At 52.7% G+C, this 16,099-nt stretch carries 14 protein-coding genes and 1 pseudogene; 3 read left to right on the forward strand and 12 right to left on the reverse strand.

Annotated features, from left to right (window positions below):
* Window positions 1–100 precede the first annotated feature (100 nt).
* The 4 genes and pseudogenes from lpdA to pdhA form a co-directional block, all read right to left on the reverse strand.
* On the reverse strand, window positions 101–1,513 hold the full coding sequence (gene lpdA, locus JI735_RS26140) for a dihydrolipoyl dehydrogenase (RefSeq protein ID WP_039836754.1): 1,413 nt from the start codon (window positions 1,511–1,513) through the stop codon (window positions 101–103).
* A gap of 3 nt (window positions 1,514–1,516) precedes the next feature.
* Window positions 1,517–3,154 carry a 2-oxo acid dehydrogenase subunit E2 gene (locus JI735_RS26145; protein ID WP_202676585.1) on the reverse strand — a complete coding sequence of 546 codons (1,638 nt, stop codon included), beginning with the start codon at window positions 3,152–3,154 and terminating at the stop codon, window positions 1,517–1,519.
* 66 nt (window positions 3,155–3,220) lie between these two features.
* Window positions 3,221–4,197: pseudogene (locus JI735_RS26150) on the reverse strand (alpha-ketoacid dehydrogenase subunit beta).
* 15 nt (window positions 4,198–4,212) lie between these two features.
* Entirely contained in the window at window positions 4,213–5,280 is a 1,068-nt protein-coding gene (gene pdhA / locus JI735_RS26155) for a pyruvate dehydrogenase (acetyl-transferring) E1 component subunit alpha (protein WP_039836762.1), read from the reverse strand.
* A 265-nt stretch (window positions 5,281–5,545) separates the two neighbouring features.
* Here pdhA and JI735_RS26160 point away from each other — a divergent pair, with 265 nt between their 5' ends.
* On the forward strand, window positions 5,546–6,277 hold the full coding sequence (locus JI735_RS26160; protein ID WP_039836763.1) for an alpha/beta hydrolase: 732 nt from the start codon (window positions 5,546–5,548) through the stop codon (window positions 6,275–6,277).
* A 151-nt stretch (window positions 6,278–6,428) separates the two neighbouring features.
* Here JI735_RS26160 and JI735_RS26165 read toward each other — a convergent pair whose 3' ends face one another.
* Window positions 6,429–6,893: a low molecular weight protein-tyrosine-phosphatase gene (locus tag JI735_RS26165; protein ID WP_039836767.1), complete on the reverse strand. Its 465-nt coding sequence runs from the start codon at window positions 6,891–6,893 to the stop codon at window positions 6,429–6,431.
* 157 nt (window positions 6,894–7,050) lie between these two features.
* On the opposite strand from JI735_RS26165, the gene JI735_RS26170 reads away from it, so the two are divergent.
* Window positions 7,051–7,692, forward strand: a complete 642-nt coding sequence (locus JI735_RS26170; protein WP_039836764.1) for a thiamine diphosphokinase — start codon at window positions 7,051–7,053, stop codon at window positions 7,690–7,692.
* Window positions 7,693–7,968: 276 nt separating this feature from the next.
* Complete coding sequence (locus JI735_RS26175) at window positions 7,969–8,475, forward strand: C40 family peptidase (protein ID WP_039836765.1); 507 nt, start codon at window positions 7,969–7,971, stop codon at window positions 8,473–8,475.
* 60 nt (window positions 8,476–8,535) lie between these two features.
* On the opposite strand, the gene JI735_RS26180 is transcribed toward JI735_RS26175, so the two are convergent.
* The 7 genes from JI735_RS26180 to JI735_RS26210 all read right to left on the reverse strand — a co-directional run bounded on the left by JI735_RS26180 (window position 8,536) and on the right by JI735_RS26210 (window position 16,072).
* Complete coding sequence (locus JI735_RS26180; RefSeq protein ID WP_051051978.1) at window positions 8,536–9,294, reverse strand: winged helix-turn-helix domain-containing protein; 759 nt, start codon at window positions 9,292–9,294, stop codon at window positions 8,536–8,538.
* A gap of 128 nt (window positions 9,295–9,422) precedes the next feature.
* The gene (locus tag JI735_RS26185; RefSeq protein WP_269847198.1) at window positions 9,423–10,493 is read right to left on the reverse strand and encodes a ThiF family adenylyltransferase; all 1,071 of its coding nucleotides are present in this window, start codon (window positions 10,491–10,493) and stop codon (window positions 9,423–9,425) included.
* A 73-nt stretch (window positions 10,494–10,566) separates the two neighbouring features.
* Complete coding sequence (gene abc-f, locus JI735_RS26190) at window positions 10,567–12,120, reverse strand: ribosomal protection-like ABC-F family protein (protein ID WP_202676586.1); 1,554 nt, start codon at window positions 12,118–12,120, stop codon at window positions 10,567–10,569.
* 149 nt (window positions 12,121–12,269) lie between these two features.
* Window positions 12,270–13,778, reverse strand: a complete 1,509-nt coding sequence (locus JI735_RS26195) for a serine/threonine protein kinase (RefSeq protein WP_202676587.1) — start codon at window positions 13,776–13,778, stop codon at window positions 12,270–12,272.
* Window positions 13,779–13,902: 124 nt separating this feature from the next.
* On the reverse strand, window positions 13,903–14,901 hold the full coding sequence (locus tag JI735_RS26200) for an SAM-dependent methyltransferase (RefSeq protein ID WP_202677692.1): 999 nt from the start codon (window positions 14,899–14,901) through the stop codon (window positions 13,903–13,905).
* Window positions 14,902–14,965: 64 nt separating this feature from the next.
* Window positions 14,966–15,748, reverse strand: coding sequence for an ABC transporter ATP-binding protein (locus tag JI735_RS26205; RefSeq protein ID WP_039836774.1), 783 nt, complete (start codon window positions 15,746–15,748; stop codon window positions 14,966–14,968).
* Window positions 15,749–16,072, reverse strand: coding sequence for a thioredoxin family protein (locus JI735_RS26210; RefSeq protein WP_039836775.1), 324 nt, complete (start codon window positions 16,070–16,072; stop codon window positions 15,749–15,751). It abuts the gene before it with no gap.
* Window positions 16,073–16,099: the final 27 nt, after the last annotated feature.

Here is a 16,099-nt window from a genome sequence, read left to right on the forward strand (position 1 = left end):
GTTAACCCCATGATATGGAAAAAGAGGATGCTCCCAGCAGCCCATTAACGGCTCTGAAGAACATCCTCTTTACTCTGCTTGTAGACAAACGTGTAAATTATTATTTCACGACGTGAATCGGGTGGCCTTCTACCAGTTCAGCGGCTTCCATAACGATTTCGCCAAGGGTCGGATGCGCGTGGATGGTCAATGCGATATCTTCGAGCGTAGCGCCCATTTCAATCGCCAGTCCCAGCTCAGCAATCAGGTTGGATGCTTCAATACCGACGATTTGCGCGCCGAGTACAAGGTTGTTCTCGCTGTTAGCCACAATCTTGATGAAGCCTTCCGGACTGTTCAGGGATACCGCACGGCCGTTGCCTGCGAACGGGAACTTGCCGCTCTTTACGGTGTAGCCTTTGTCCTTCGCTTCTTTCTCAGTCAGGCCTACGCTGGAGCATTCAGGATCTGTGAACACGACAGCCGGGATTACTTTGTAGTCCACTACGGATTTGTGTCCGGAGATGGCTTCTGCAGCAACTTTGCCTTCGTAGGAGGCTTTGTGCGCCAGAGCCAGACCTGGAACAATATCGCCGATCGCATAAATGTTAGGGATGTTGGTACGGCCCTGATGGTCAACCTTGATCAGTCCGCGTTCGTCCAGTTCAATGCCGATCAGATCCAGACCCAGTTCTCCATCCGTGTTCGGACGGCGGCCAACCGTAACCAGCAGGTAATCTGCAGTAACTTCTTTGGACTCTCCGCCTACGGAGTACTTCACAGTAACTTCCTTGTCGTTCTGAACCGCACTTTCAGCTTTGGCATTGGTTACGATCTCGATGCCTGTTTTTGCCATGTTTTTGGCAACCAGACGGGTCATATCCTTATCAAAGCCTGGCAGAACGGTATCCAGACCTTCAATGATAGTTACCTTAGTGCCGAACTTCGAGTACATTTGACCAAGCTCTGCACCGATATAACCGCCGCCGATCACGATCATGCTCTTCGGAATTTCCGGCAGCTCAAGCGCTTCGGTTGAAGACAGAATACGTCCGCCGAACGGGAAAGGCTTCAGCTCAATCGGGCGCGAACCTGTAGCGATGATGCAGTTGTTGAACTTGTAGCGCGGGGACTCATGCTCATTGAACAAACGGGCTTCGTTTGCGCTGATAAACATGGCTTCACCGCTGAACACCTCAATTTTGTTGCCTTTCATCAGGCTGGTTACGCCGGTGGTCATTCTTTTGACCACGCCGTTTTTGAATTCCTGCGTTTTCGCCCAGTCTACTTTGACGTTCTCGGCAGTAACCCCGAAAACCTCACCGTGCTGTGCTGCTTCATACTGATGTGCTGCTGAGATCAGCGCCTTGGAAGGGATACAGCCGCGGTTCAAACATACGCCGCCGAGTTCCGATTTGTCCACGATCAGGACCTTTTGGCCGAGCTGGGCGGCACGGATTGCCGCCACATACCCGCCGGGACCTGCACCAATAACCAATGTGTCGATTTCGATTGAAGCGTCTCCGACTACCATTTATTACACCTCCATAACTAACATATCAGGATTTGCAAGCAGGGTCTTAATGTAATTCATAAAGTTCTGTGCTGTTGCGCCATCGATGATCCGGTGGTCAAAGCTCAAGGACAGTGCCATTACAGGAGCTGCTACGATCTCGCCATTCTTAACAACCGGCTTCTCGGTGATGCGTCCGGTACCCAGGATCGCCACTTCAGGGAAGTTGATGATCGGAGTGAAGAACATACCGCCGGCAGAACCGATGTTAGTGATCGAAATCGTGCTGCCTTTCATCTCGTTCGGTGCGAGCTTGCCGTCACGTCCGCGCAGAGCCAGATCCGTAATCGCGCTAGCGATCATCCAGATGCTCTTGCGGTCAGCGTCTTTGATTACAGGCACGATCAGGCCGTTGTCTGTATCAGTTGCGATACCGATGTTGTAGTATTTCTTGTAGACAATTTCATTGGCCGCTTCGTCAATAGTGGCGTTAAGCGCAGGGAACTGACGGGAAGCTGCAACAAGTGCCTTCACGATGAACGGAAGGTAAGTAACCTTCACGCCTTTCTTCTCGGCAACTGGCTTCATGCGGGCACGGAAAGCTACCAGCTCGGTAACATCCACTTCGTCCATGATGGTAACATGAGGTGCAGTGTATGCCGATTTAACCATGGCGTTGGCAATTGCTTTGCGGATGCCTTTGAACGGAACCCGTTCTTCTTCCAGGCTAACGTTGCCGGAAGCTGCTGCTGCCGCTGGTGCCTTGGCTTTTGGAGCTTCAGCTGCCGGTGCTGCCGGAGCAGAAGCCGCTGCTGCCGGAGCCGCCGCTGGCGCTGCAGCACCGCCCTTCAGGAAGGCTTCCACATCTTCATGGGTAATCTTGCCGTTTTTGCCGGTGCCGTTCACCTTGGAGATGTCAACGCTTTGATCACGGGCAAACTTGCGTACACTTGGCGTAGCCAGCACATCACGGTTAGGCGCTGGAGCCGCTGCTGGTGCTGCCGCTGCTGCCGGAGCTGCTGTCTGGGCAGCAGGAGCTTCAGCATGGCCGCCTTCCTGCTGTGGCACATCGCCTTCTGCGGCAATGATGGCTACCACTTCGCCTACACGGCAGACCTGACCGTCCTTGGCGAATACTTCCAGCACCGTGCCGTTGACCGGGGAAGGAACTTCCACTACTGCCTTGTCATTCTGCACTTCCATGATGATATCATCGTCGGTAATTTTGTCCCCTGCTTTGATATGCATCTTGATAATTTCGCCTTCATGCAGACCTTCACCAAGCTCAGGGAACTTATATTCAAAATTCGCCGGGCTGCTTGTAGCTGGAGAAGAAGTAGTGTCTGCTCCGCCTTTGGCTGCATCCGCTTCTTGAGTGGACTGGGCTTCAGCATGGCCGCCTTCCTGCTCAGGAATATCGCCTTCAGCATCAATGATGGCTACCACTTCGCCTACGCGGCAGACTTGGCCGTCTTTGGTGAACACTTCCAGGACTGTGCCGTTGACCGGACAAGGAACTTCCACTACAGCCTTGTCATTCTGTACTTCCATTACGATATCGTCATCGGTTACTTTGTCGCCGGCTTTGATATGCATTTTGATAATTTCGCCTTCATGCAAACCTTCGCCCAGCTCAGGGAACCGGTACTCAAATTTTGCCACCTTAATGACCTCCTAAAAGTTTATGAACACTGCCGCCCTTACATAAGGACGGCTGCAGAAGTATTCTTAGAATTCCATTACTTTCTTCACAGCTGCGATTACACGTGCAGGGGTAGGAATCCAGGTATCCTCGATTTGCGCGAACGGATAAACGGTATCAGGTCCTGCAACGCGAAGCACCGGAGCTTCGAGATGGAGAATAGCTTTTTCATTGATTTGTGCGATAACCTCGGCGGCTACACCGGAGCTCTTCTGCGCTTCCTGAACCACAATGGCGCGGTTCGTCTTCTTCACGGAAGCGACAATGGTGTCGATGTCAATCGGGCTGACCGTGCGCAGGTCGATAATTTCGGCTTTGATGCCGTCTTTCTCAAGCTGTTCGGCCGCTTTGGTAGCAGTATGTACCATCAGACCGTAAGTGATGATCGAGACATCGGAGCCTTCGCGGACCACATTGGCTTTGCCCAGCTCAACGGTATATTCACCTTCCGGCACTTCTGCGCGGAATGCATGATAGAGGTTCAAATGCTCCATAAAGAATACAGGGTCATTGTCACGGATAGACGCGATCAGCAGTCCCTTGGCATCGTATGGATTGGAAGGAATGACTACCTTGATCCCCGGGCTTTGGGCGATCAGCCCTTCCAGGGAATCAGTGTGAAGCTCGGCCGCTTTGACGCCGCCGCCAAATGGAGTGCGGAACACTACAGGAGCATTGAATCTGCCCCGGAACGCCAGCGCAGACGGGCTGCCTGAACGACGATTTGGTCAAGTGCCTCAAAGATAAAACCAACGAACTGGATTTCGGCAATTGGACGGAAGCCTTGAACACCCAGACCAAAAGCCAGACCGCCGATTGCGGATTCAGCCAGCGGAGTATCAAATACGCGATCCTCGCCAAATTCTTTCTGCAGGCCTTCCGTTACACGGAATACGCCACCAACGTTACCAACGTCTTCCCCGAAGATCAGAACGCCCGGGTCACGGTTCAGTTCAACGCGCATTGCGTCACGAATTGCTTCTTTCATATTCATTTGTGCCATTGCCTGATATCCCCCTTATTCAAAATCGGCTTTTTGTTCTTCCAGATGTTTCGGAGTTACCTCAAACATGCTGTCGATCAAGCCGGGAACGGTCATTTTTTCGGTTTGCTCTGCTTTCTTGATCTGCTCGTTTACAGTAGCCTTCGCTTCTTCTCTGACACGCAGCGTGTCTTCCTCGGTCCAGAGGCCCTTCTTCTCCAAATACTTGGCAAGACGGGCAATCGGGTCCTTCTCGTTCCACTGGCCTTCTTCTTCCTTAGAACGGTATTTGCTGGCGTCATCGGACAGGGAATGCGGACGGAAACGGTAAGTTACAGCTTCAATCAGCGTAGCGCCTTCACCTTTGCGGGCGCGTTCTGCAGCTTCTTGAACAGCAGAGATAACAGCGAAAACGTCCATGCCGTCAACCTTGATGCCGGGAATACCTGCTGCAACCGCTTTGTGGGCGATCGACTTGGCAGCGGTCTGTTTCGCGAACGGTGTAGTAATGGCATAGCCATTGTTTTGTACGAAGAAGATTACCGGCAGTTTGAAGCGTCCGGCATAGTTCAGGCCTTCGTAGAAGTCGCCTTCGGAGGAACCGCCGTCACCAGTGTAGGTGATGGCAACATTCTGCTGCTTCTTCAGCTTGAAGCCCATTGCAATCCCTGTAGCGTGCAAAATCTGCGCACCGATGATAATCTGCGGCATAAGCACATTTACACCTTCAGGAATCTGTCCGCCATGCTGATGGCCGCGTGAATATAGGAAAGCCTGGTATAATGGAAGTCCATGCCACACCAGCTGTGGAATATCACGGTAACCCGGGCAGACAAAATCTTCCTTCTGAAGCGCGAATTCACTGCCGATCATAGTGGCTTCCTGGCCGGACACCGGCGCATAGAAACCAAGGCGGCCTTGACGGCCCAGATTCACGGCGCGGTCATCCCAAGTCCGGGTAAACACCATACGATACATGATTTCTTTCAATTGATCGTCGGTAAGTGCAGGCATTTTATCCTTATTGATAACTTCTCCGTCGGGGGAAAGCACCGAAAGGGCCTCCACGTCCTCTGTGTACACTTCGTAAGGAACTTTAGTCATCATCTTCACCTCAATAAAAAAATTTGAATATCAGTGTCCTCTGTTATAGAATTATTATACACCTGTTTTATCTGTTTCGTCAAAGAAATACGCATAAAATTTATGTTTTCATAAATTTTGTATGTATAACAGGATTATAAATGTTCTATAACAGATAGACATTTATTTAGCAAGTAAATGATATTTAACACATCTACTGCTTGGGTAATTTTAACGCAACCCGAAGACTAATGCAAAATTCGACAAGAAAGGTGACGATTGAGCAATGAGCGAGCCTGTTTTTCTGAAACGTACAATTGTGAAACAAACTGTGTGGAGCGAGCATCTCCAGGAAGAGCGCAAACTGCGCATCTATCTTCCGCCCGGTTATAATGAGGTTCTGAGTTATCCTGTGATCTACTGCCAGGACGGGGAAGAATTTTTCAACTTCGGCCGGATCGCAACCCTTGCCGGCCAACTGATCCTGGAGCAGGATATTGAACCCTTCATTATAGTAGGCGTTGAAGTGAATGTAGCTGTGCGCACTCAAGAATACGCCCCCTTCGGGAACCGGTTCAAGCAGTACCTTTCATGCTTTGCCGAAGAGATTATTCCCTTCATTGAACATAATTATCCGGTCCGCCGCACACGGGAGGAACGGATTATCGCAGGGGATTCGCTTGGCGGCAGTGTCTCGCTGCATCTCGCGTTGGCCTACCCCAGCCTGTTCAGCCGTGTACTGAGCCTTTCTGGCGCCTATTATCCGCAGACACGCGAAATCCTTGCACAGGAAGAAGACCTCTCCTGGCTGGATATCAACATGGTGGTTGGACTGCAGGAAACCGAATATACCACCGATACGGGCGTCTACGATTTTGTGCAGATGAACCGGGATACCAGGTCTCTGCTGGAGTCACGCGGGGCAACCGTTTCTTACCGGGAGAAAGACGGCCGCCATCTCTGGGGATTCTGGCAGAAGGAGCTGCCGGAATCGCTACTCTATTTCTTAAACAAATAAAACAACTTTGAAAGACAAAAAAAGTGAACATCCTAAGGACGTATGTATCTCCCCTGCATGTTCGCGCTTTCATAAAGGATGGGCACAAGGTGCCCGTCCTTTATTTTTAAGGACGGCTTCTTATCAGCATGGCACGCTCACAAGTATTCTTCTAGAGCTTTTCCTTAATGATCCGATTCAGCAGCACATCACAGCCGGCAGAGATCAGCCGGTAGACTTCCTCGAAATTCCCGGTAAAATAAGGGTCAGGCACTTCCCTCAGCTCCTCCTCAGGCAACAGGTCCATGAAAAACAGCAGGTCCGCGTTCCGGCCGCCGGGAATTTTGCGCACATTCTCTCCGTTGGACTTGTCCATACAGATCATATAATCAAAGTCCCTGAAATCATCACTGCTCACAAGACGCGCCTTCATATTCTCGTAGCTGATTCCCTGCTGATCAAGAATACGCCGGGTTCCTTCATGCGGCCCTTTGCCGACATGCCAGTCCCCGGTACCCGCTGAATCTACAGCGATTTGTTCTGACAATCCCAGCTTCAGGATCTTATGGCGAAGAACAGCCTCAGCCATCGGCGAGCGGCAAATATTGCCCAGACATACAAACAGCACGTTAACGATTCTTCTCACCTCCGGCAACGTTTTTTATTCTCTTATATGTACATAATATGTACTGTATTTATTTTAGCGCGGCGGGGCGCAATTGTACAACTATTCGATCTGCATTATACTTGGTCTTTGGAAAACTAACTATACAGTCACCAATAAGGAGGTTCCTATGCCAACCAAACGGGTTGTTATTTTTGCCGGGGGAGATCTGTCGGCGGAGTACTTGTCGCTATTAGATGAAGAGGATTTTGTAATCGGAGCAGACCGGGGAGCATTATTCCTGATTACGCATGGGGTTGAGCCGGATATTGCAGTGGGTGATTTCGATTCCGTCCCCCCGGAGGCTCTTCACCAGATCGAGGCGGGAAGTAAAAAAACCATCACATGCGATCCCGTTGACAAGGATTTAACAGATAGTGAAATGGCGCTGGATCTGGCACTCGGAACCCAGCCGGAATCCATACTGCTGTTCGGAGTGACGGGAACACGGATTGACCACACCCTCGCCAGTATTCAAATGATGACAAGAGCGCTGCAGCGCCAGGTACACTGCTCGGTGATGGATACACATAACTACATTACACTGACCGGCTCCCACACAGAGATTCATGACTTGGGATATACCTATGTTTCCCTGCTGCCGCTGACACCCGAAGTGACTGGTATTACGCTTGAAGGCTTTCAATATCCGCTGACAGGTGCCACTCTGAAACTGGGGCAATCTCTGGGCGTGAGCAACATTCTGACGGCAGAACGCGGAACGGTCTCTATCGAAAGCGGACTGCTCCTGATTATTCAAAGCAAGGATTGATACATACATTTGAAGACAGCGCTGTAACCTTTGTTTCAAAAGTGTAAATCCGGGAATCCCCTTGCTCCATGGGGCTTTTCCGGCTTTTTTTGACTTGTATATACTTAAAAATATTAATATTTTGTAACTTTTAATGAGATTTTAATAAAGCGCTTCCAGTTCAGTCCCCGCCTGGCTTTGAGCCCTATGCTCCAAAATATAGGAGATTCATAACCTGCTATACTACGAACAGGCAAGAAGATAGACATTTAGATATTAATTGGGAGGAATTACAACATGAAGAAACAGCAATGGTTTAAGCAGGCAATTGTAGTAGGGATGTGCACCACGATCGGCCTGAGCACTCTGATGGCTACTGGAGCCGGTACAGCACCGGTTGCTGCCGCATCCGTGTCCTCCTCTACAGGACAAAAAATTGTGAATCTCGGTAAAAAATATATGGGCGTGCGTTATGAGTTCGGTGCATCTACTTCATCAACCCGTACTTTTGACTGCTCCTCGTTCACCAAATATATTTTCGGCAAATACGGCGTGAAACTGCCCCGCACTTCTTCGGCCCAATCCAAAGTCGGAAAAGCCGTGTCCAAAGCAAATTTGAAGGTCGGCGATCTGGTATTCTTCTCCAGCGGCAGCAGAGCTAACGGTTCAAATGTAACTCACGTAGCCGTCTATATTGGAAATGGTAAAATTCTTCACACTTACGGCTCACCGGGTGTAACCATCTCCGATCTTAACTCCGGCAACTGGAAAAGAACCTACCTGAAAGCACGCCGCGTACTGTAACAGCTCGTAAGAGACCCCTTTCAGATCTTTTACAGCGGTTCAAAAAGCGGCCTGCATGGATCAGAGATTAGTGTCAGCATCTGGCGCGCCTTCCGGCGCGCGCAGTACATACCCGGTTCCGCGCACGGTATGAATCAATTTATTCTTATGGCCTTTGTCCACCTTTAGCCGGATATGTCTGATATAGACATCGACTACGTTGGTGTCCGGATGAAAATGATAATCCCAAACCTGCTTTAGAATATCTTCCCGGGGACAGACCTCCCCCAGATGCATTGCCAGATAATAGAGCAGGTCAAACTCTTTGGGCGTCATTTTCAGCTCGGTCCCATCCCGCAGCACCAGCCTGCGTGTAGGATCAAGGACCAGGCCATCTACCTTCAGCAGAGATGAAAGGCCGCGGCGGCGGCCTGTAAGTCTCATTAAATTATCCACTCTGCATTTGAACTCACCGGTATGTACGGGCTTCACCATATACTCATTGCCACCCGCCTCAAAAGCCGCTGCCGCCTCCTCGCCATATCTGCCATCCGAAAGCACCATTACAGTAAGCCGTTTCCCCTGTTCCCTCAGATCCGACACCAAACTCCATCCAGCCCACGCTGCAGCATGATTCAGATCCGCGATCAGCAGTGCAGGCTCCACTCTGGACAGCAATAAGCGAAGATCCTCGAGATCTTCGCTTATTGCCGTTTGGACGCCAAGCTCCTGCAGCGCCTGCTGCAGCTTCATTCGTTCTTCCCTATCCCGGCTCGCTTCCAGGGTTTCACGGACATCAGCCGGCTGCCGGGGTACAAACCAGGCAATAATCTCATTCACGGTAATCCCCCGCATCCAATCAGCTTTGCAGCCATGCCGCTGCAGAATGGGCTTATTGTTCCCCTAATGCAAAAAGACCATTCCGGGGAATGGTCCCAATTGGCCTGAATCATGTTGAATGATTTATATTAGCCAAAATACCGGTGATAAAAGCTGCGGGCAGCTGCAATATCACTGGTTCCATGAATCAAGGCCCGTCCATCTCCAAAAACGACCATCCGGTAAGGCTCTTCCGTAAAAGATACTAAATACGGATTGCTCTCAACCTTGCCGCTGCCGAGCCCTGCAAGCCTTGCAGCCGTTTCCTGCAGATTCAGCTGGCGGCGCTGCGCCGGGCGGATTTGCACGGTATCCCTGCCGCACAGCACATCACTGCGCTCTGTATTGGCCGCCGTCAGATACGGATAAACCGGATGGCTGCCGCAGGAAGGACAGCTGTCCTTTTTGGCGGCCTTGACGCCGATCTCCTGATGCTCATTGCGCCATACATCGAACGACAGCAGCTTGCCCCTGAGCTGCTCCGGACGGCCCCCAAGCAGCTTGAGCGCCTCTGCAGTAGCATTCGCAGTCACCAGCTGCACCGCCTGGGGCAGGATGCCTGCTGTGTCACAGGTATCTCCGCCAAGCGGCACAGCACCGAGCAGACAGTTCAGACATGGCGTTTCACCCGGCAGAACCGTAAAGGTTATGCCATAGCTGCCGACACAAGCTCCATAAATCCAGGGTATGCCGTGCTTCTGGGCCATATCGTTGATAATCAGCCGGGTGTCAAAATTATCTGTGCCATCCATGATAAGATCCACTCCCGGAAGCAGGCTCTCCAGTTCTTCGGCGCGCACATCCAGCACCCGGGCTTCAATCGTAATTTCCGAGTTGATGCGCTCAAGCCTCGCCTTGGCCGCAGCAGCCTTGGGCATGCGCTCCCGGGCATCCTCTTCCGTATAGAGCTGCTGGCGCTGGAGATTGCTCCACTCGACGTAATCTCGGTCCGCCAGGATAATGCGTCCTGTACCGCAGCGTGCCAACGTCTCGGCAATGCCTGTCCCCAGGGCCCCCACTCCGATGATGAGCACGGTCGATTGGGCAAGTCCGGCCTGCCCTTCCGCTCCAAAAGGGGTGAATCTTACCTGGCGCGAATAGCGGCCGTCCCGCCCGCGCTCCCGGGCAGCTGCAGCTTGTTCCTGTTCCATCTGACTCATTTCAAGGCACCCCCATATATTTAAAGCCCGAGAGGAGAGGCAGGGGGCCGCTCTTCTCCGGCTTCAGCTCATACTAAACTGTCTGTGCCGACCACTGCTCCACATCCCACACCTTGGTGACCCAATCTTCGTAGAAATCGGGTTCGTGGGAAACCAGCAGAATCGTGCCTTTGTATTCCTGCAGCGCCCGTTTCAGCTCCGCCTTGGCCACAACGTCCAAGTGGTTGGTAGGCTCATCGAACAGAATCCAGTTGCTCTCGCGCATCATCAGCTTGCAGAGGCGCACTTTGGCCTGTTCGCCCCCGCTCAGCATGCTCAGCGGACGGGTGATATGCTCGTTTTTCAGGCCGCAGCGGGCCAGATGGGCACGCACCTCATGCTGGTTCAGACTGGAGAACTCATTCCATACATCGTCGATAGGCGTGAGATTTGCAGCCTTAACCTCCTGCTGGAAGTAGGCGGCATTCAGATAGTCGCCAAGGTAGGTTTTTCCGCTGTAAGCAGGGATTACACCAAGTATGGTCTTCAGCAAAGTGGATTTGCCTATCCCGTTGCAGCCGACAATGGCAATTTTCTCGCCGCGCTCAATCGTCATATTCAGCTTCGGCAGCAGCGGCCGGTCGTAGCCAATCTCGAAGTCCAGGCCTTCGAACACCGTTTTGCCGCTGGCCCGGCTCTCCTTGAACGAGAAGGAAGGCTTCGCAGCTTCCTCTGGCCGGTCAATCCGCTCCATCCGGTCAAGCTGCTTCTCACGGCTCTTGGCCCGCCCTGATGTGGAGGCACGCGCTTTGTTGCGCTGGATGAAATCCTCCTGCTTTTTGATGAACTCCTGCTGCTTCTCATAAGCATCGATATGCTGACTTTTGTTCATATCAGCCATTTCCAGGAACCGCTCATAGTTGGCTGTATAACGGGTCAGCTTGGCAAACTCCAGATGATAGACCACACCCACGACTTTATTCATAAATTCAGTATCATGGGAAATCAGGATGAAGGCATACGGATACTGCTTCAGATAGTTCGTCAGCCAGTCAATATGCTCCACATCGAGATAGTTGGTAGGCTCATCCAGCAGCAATACATTGGGCTTCTCCAGCAGCAGCTTGGCCAGCAGAACTTTTGTGCGCTGTCCGCCGCTTAATGTCGATACATCGCGGTCTAGTCCAATCGCCGACAAACCGAGGCCGTTGCCCATTTCTTCTACCTTGACATCAATCAGATAGAAATCACCGATATCCAGCTGTTCCTGGATTTCACCCATCTGCTCCAGCAGCAGCTCAAGCTCCTCAGGATCAGCCTCGCCCATTTTCCCGGTAATGGCCATCATTTCATTCTCAAGCTCAAGCAGCGGCAGGAAGGCCTCCTTCAGTACGTCACGTACAGTTTTGCCGGGGGTAAGAAGCGTATGCTGATCCAGATAGCCATAGCGGACTTTCGGGGTCCATTCCACTCTGCCGCTGTCCTTAAGCAGCTTGCCGGTCAAAATATTCATCAGCGTAGACTTGCCGACGCCATTCGCTCCTACCAGTCCTACATGCTCTCCGGCCAACAGCCGGAAGGATACATTCTTGAACAGCTGCCGGTCTCCGAAGTTATGCGAAACGTCTTCTACTGTAAGTAAACTCATAAATTCTCCATATGCTCCTGTCTATATTCTATGAAGCGGTAATCAGTCCTAACTGCACATACAATGATTCATTCTAGCACATGTAAGCGCCACCCTGAAACAGGAATATGCTTAAAAAAGCTAGGTCCGGCGAAAAAACGGTTAGTTTTTCAGCTTTTTCTGAAAAAACCACTACGCTTTGCAAACATCCATCCCGTTGTTTGTTCCTTCAGCAGCCGTTCAAGTGTTTCTGTCAGCTTGCCTTTTTGCTGAAATGGGTCCTGCTGATACGGCAAGGTGTGTACCGCAACGCCACCCAAGGCGGCCCCCAGCAGACCGGCAGCGGCCTGGCCGGAGAGCGGCAGGCAGATTCTCCAGTTCGGCTGGGGCGCAAGCCCGCTGCGGGCCAGCCAATGCAGGGTGTCCTCCAGCCGCCAGTCCGCGCCGGAAGCCACGAGCAGCGGGATATCACTGGCCGCAAACTCTTCAACCGCCCCCGCATAGCCGCCTGTGCCTAAATCAAGAATCACATAACGATACGATTCTCCCAGCAGGGAGCTAATATCACCTTCAGGCGGTCGCTTATAGTAGTGGACCCCTCTCCACGCCACGGGGCTCCCGCCGGCTCCATGGACATGGGCTTCTTCTGGCCTGTCCAGCAGATTGCAGATTCGTTCATATACAGCGGAAGCAGGATCATAATCCACCCAGGCGGCAGCACCGGACCGGGACAGGCAGCTGCCCGCGGCCAAAGAAGTATGGGTTGTACCCAGACCTGAAGCTGTCCCAAGTAGGGCAACCACCGCCGGTTTCCGTTTGGGAGGGTGTACGGCAGAAGGGCTCAGCTTATATTTGGTGCCGGATGTCCGCTCAGCTTGTACTTCAATCGGCTCCAATGCAAGCAGGACAGCTTCCGCACTTGGATACCTCTCTTCAGGATGCTGCCGCAGCAAGCGCCGGATCACAGGAATCAGTGCATCCGGCAGTCCGGTTCGCCGCAGCTTATCCTCCAGTCCGGGCTGCCAGCGGCTGAATTGGCCCCCCGTTGCCATATACAGCAGCAGAGCCCCCAAACCATAGAGATCGGAGGCAGGCTCGCTTTGCCCTGCTCCATACTGTTCCGGAGCGGCAAACCCTGCTGTCCCGAGTTTTTCCGTGTCTTCATTCCCGCCTTTTCGAAGCCTGCGCGCGATGCCCAGATCAATCAGCTTCAGCTCATCGCAGCCGGTCAGCATGATATTCCCGGGCTTCATGTCGCGGTGGACAATGGGCGGTTGATGCCCGTGCAAGTAATGCAGCACATTCAGCAGCTGCTTGGCATAACGAAGGATTCGGATCGCCGGCAGCGGCCCGGGGTTCGCCAGAAGGTGTTCGCTTAACGTGACACCCTCGATATAATCCATCACGAGATAGCAATACCCCTCCCCGTCCGGCGGGAAGAAATCAATAACTCCCGGCAGCAGCGGATGGCTCAGCGAAATCAGCAACTCGGCCTCCGCCTGGATATCCCCATAGGACCCCTCTTTATCAATACTCTCCTTCACCGCCCAGCATTTCCCCGGCAGACGCAAATCCTCTGCGAGAAAAACATGGCTCATTCCCCCTATTCCGATTTTACGGGCAATTCTGTATCTGTCCCCTAGTATCATTCCAGCCCTGAGCCTTGTTCCAAAATTCATTTTCTGCTCCTCCATTCTCTGATCAGTAACAAAAAGGGAAAGCTCCCCGTTATCCATGCAACAGCGGCATACAACCGGCTGCGCGGATAACGGGATGCTTTCCCGTCGGCAAAGATTTATATAGTTAATATTTAATCATATAAAGAGTGATTTCGTCCCGGTTGTGGAACAACTGCTTGGCCCGCTGAATTTGCATCCGCTCGCTCTCGAACATAGCGATAATTTCCTTGATTACCGCCATCGGCTTCTTATGCATCAGCTTCACGGTGACAATAGCCGTTCCACCGGGCGACAGACTGTGCAGCAGCCCGGTGACCAGCTTGGCCATCAGCTTGGGGCTCCAGCTCATATCGCAGACGAGCAAGTCAAATTCATTCTCCGGGAATTTCACGTCTCCGGCATTTTTACGCAGGATCTTCAGCGCAGGATTCTTGCGGAGCGACTCGTGCATGAGCGCCGGGTCCACGGCAGTCACCTTAAGCCCCCGCTCCAGCAGAAACGAGGTCCAGCCGCCGGGAGAGGCACCGATATCCACAGCATTCCGGAAGCTGTGAAACGGAATCGCGAACTCCTTTTCCGCCTCCATCAGCTTGAACTTCGCCCGGGATATCTGCCCATCCTCTTTGCGGAAGCGGATCATGCCTCCATTCCAGCTTGACAAATTTTCCTCTGGACGGGATACACCCGCATACAGCGCCCCGCCGTCCGCATAGACGGAAATGACCCAGGCCGGGTCCTGGACGGTGAACTCAGCGCCCAGGTCCTGCAGCCGCTCCTGCAGCCATTCGCGCAGTTCTCCCGGACTGTCCGGCCAGAAGGAGCTGTGGCCTTTGCGGACATGCAGCGCCACCTTCTCGCCTTCAAGCCCGCTGCGCCGGCTCAGGTAGACAGCCAGCCGGCCCAGCGCAGACAGGTCCCCCTGGTCCTGAAACTGCACCGGCTGAATATGCCGCAGGAAGATCGGCGGCTGGCCGGCCAATACCCGCGACACTTCTTCAGGCTCCGCTTCAAGTGTGGCCAGGAAAATTTCGCCCGGCAGCAGCAGCGTGCTCTTCACCGCACCGAACAGGCGGCGGAGCTCCTCCTGTGCATATGGGGCAAAACCGTGGTTAGCGGTGCAAATATACCGCGAATGTGCTTTTCCTTCCGGGGCAGAGGTCTGCCCGGGGTTGCTTCAGTAAAATCGTTCAAAGGATTGAGCCTCCAGGTCTTATTTTAATCCAGGGACGACCGCTATCCCATTCAATATCAGCTGGAATATCATAGGTAGCCAAGATCATTTCTTTCGTCAGCACTTCTTCTTTGGGACCGGAGCCGGCCAGCTTGCCGTCCCGGATCAGGGCCACATGCGTAAACAGCGGCACAATCTCTTCAACATGATGTGTGACATATACAACTGATACATCACGCTGCTTCAGCTTGTCAATCTCGGCCAGCATCTTTTCACGTTCATACAGGTCAAGTCCGGCGCAGGGCTCATCCAGGATGAGCAGCTTCGGCTCAGCCATCAGGCAGCGTGCCAGCATCGCCTTTTTGCGTTCCCCTTGAGACAAGGTTCCAAACGGATGGTAAGCCAACTCCCCAAGATTCATGTCCTCCAGCAGCCGGATCGCCTGATCGTGAACGGCATGCGGAATATCCTGGTAGAAACGCAGGTAGGCGTAGGCACCCGTTGCGACAACCTCCCATACGGGATCGGTCAGCGACAGCTTTTCCATCAATGATGGTCCGATATAGCCGATCTCCTTGCGCACCTCGCGCAGATCACACTGGCCGTATTTATAACCAAGCACCTCGACGGAACCCTTGCTTGGAAACAGGTAGCCGGTCATCATCTCCAGCAATGTTGTTTTGCCTGAGCCGTTGCGGCCCAGAATCACCCAGTTTTCGCCTTGCTTCATTTCCAGCGACACATCGTCCAGAATCAGGCTTTGCTCCCTGCGAAGGGTCAGATGTTGTAAAGATATCATTTATGAGGTCACACTCCTTATGTAGTCCAGCACCCGTTCTACAGAGCCCATTGAATAATAAATATGCGGAGCCTTGCTCCGGTCTGCGGGGGCAACCAGCAGTGCAGGCACACTGGATATCCGGTATGTATTCACCAGCATTGGCAGCATGTTCACGTTGCCTGCGGCGATCAACAGCTCTTCCGGCAGCAGATGCTCTGCGACCTCCAGCATGCGGCGGGCAGCTTTACAGGTTCCGCACAGCGGAGTATAGAAAAATACCACCAGCGGCTCCCCCTTCCGTTCCAGCGCCTCCAGCAGTTCCTGCTGATTCATCTCCTTCATCGCCAGCCCCCCTGGGCGGCAATCTCC

Origin of the sequence: Paenibacillus sonchi (assembly GCF_016772475.1) — a bacterium.
In the GTDB taxonomy this organism is placed as follows: domain Bacteria; phylum Bacillota; class Bacilli; order Paenibacillales; family Paenibacillaceae; genus Paenibacillus_AQ; species Paenibacillus_AQ sonchi.

Coding starts and splice junctions, on each gene's coding strand:
- lpdA (WP_039836754.1), bottom strand. CDS start 1,513: ATGGTAGTCGGAGACGCTTCAATCGAAATCGACACATTGGTTATTGGT.
- pdhA (WP_039836762.1), bottom strand. CDS start 5,280: ATGACTAAAGTTCCTTACGAAGTGTACACAGAGGACGTGGAGGCCCTT.
- JI735_RS26160 (WP_039836763.1), top strand. CDS start 5,546: ATGAGCGAGCCTGTTTTTCTGAAACGTACAATTGTGAAACAAACTGTG.
- JI735_RS26170 (WP_039836764.1), top strand. CDS start 7,051: ATGCCAACCAAACGGGTTGTTATTTTTGCCGGGGGAGATCTGTCGGCG.
- JI735_RS26175 (WP_039836765.1), top strand. CDS start 7,969: ATGAAGAAACAGCAATGGTTTAAGCAGGCAATTGTAGTAGGGATGTGC.
- JI735_RS26185 (WP_269847198.1), bottom strand. CDS start 10,493: ATGAGTCAGATGGAACAGGAACAAGCTGCAGCTGCCCGGGAGCGCGGG.
- abc-f (WP_202676586.1), bottom strand. CDS start 12,120: ATGAGTTTACTTACAGTAGAAGACGTTTCGCATAACTTCGGAGACCGG.
- JI735_RS26195 (WP_202676587.1), bottom strand. CDS start 13,778: ATGAATTTTGGAACAAGGCTCAGGGCTGGAATGATACTAGGGGACAGA.
- JI735_RS26205 (WP_039836774.1), bottom strand. CDS start 15,748: ATGATATCTTTACAACATCTGACCCTTCGCAGGGAGCAAAGCCTGATT.
- JI735_RS26210 (WP_039836775.1), bottom strand. CDS start 16,072: ATGAAGGAGATGAATCAGCAGGAACTGCTGGAGGCGCTGGAACGGAAG.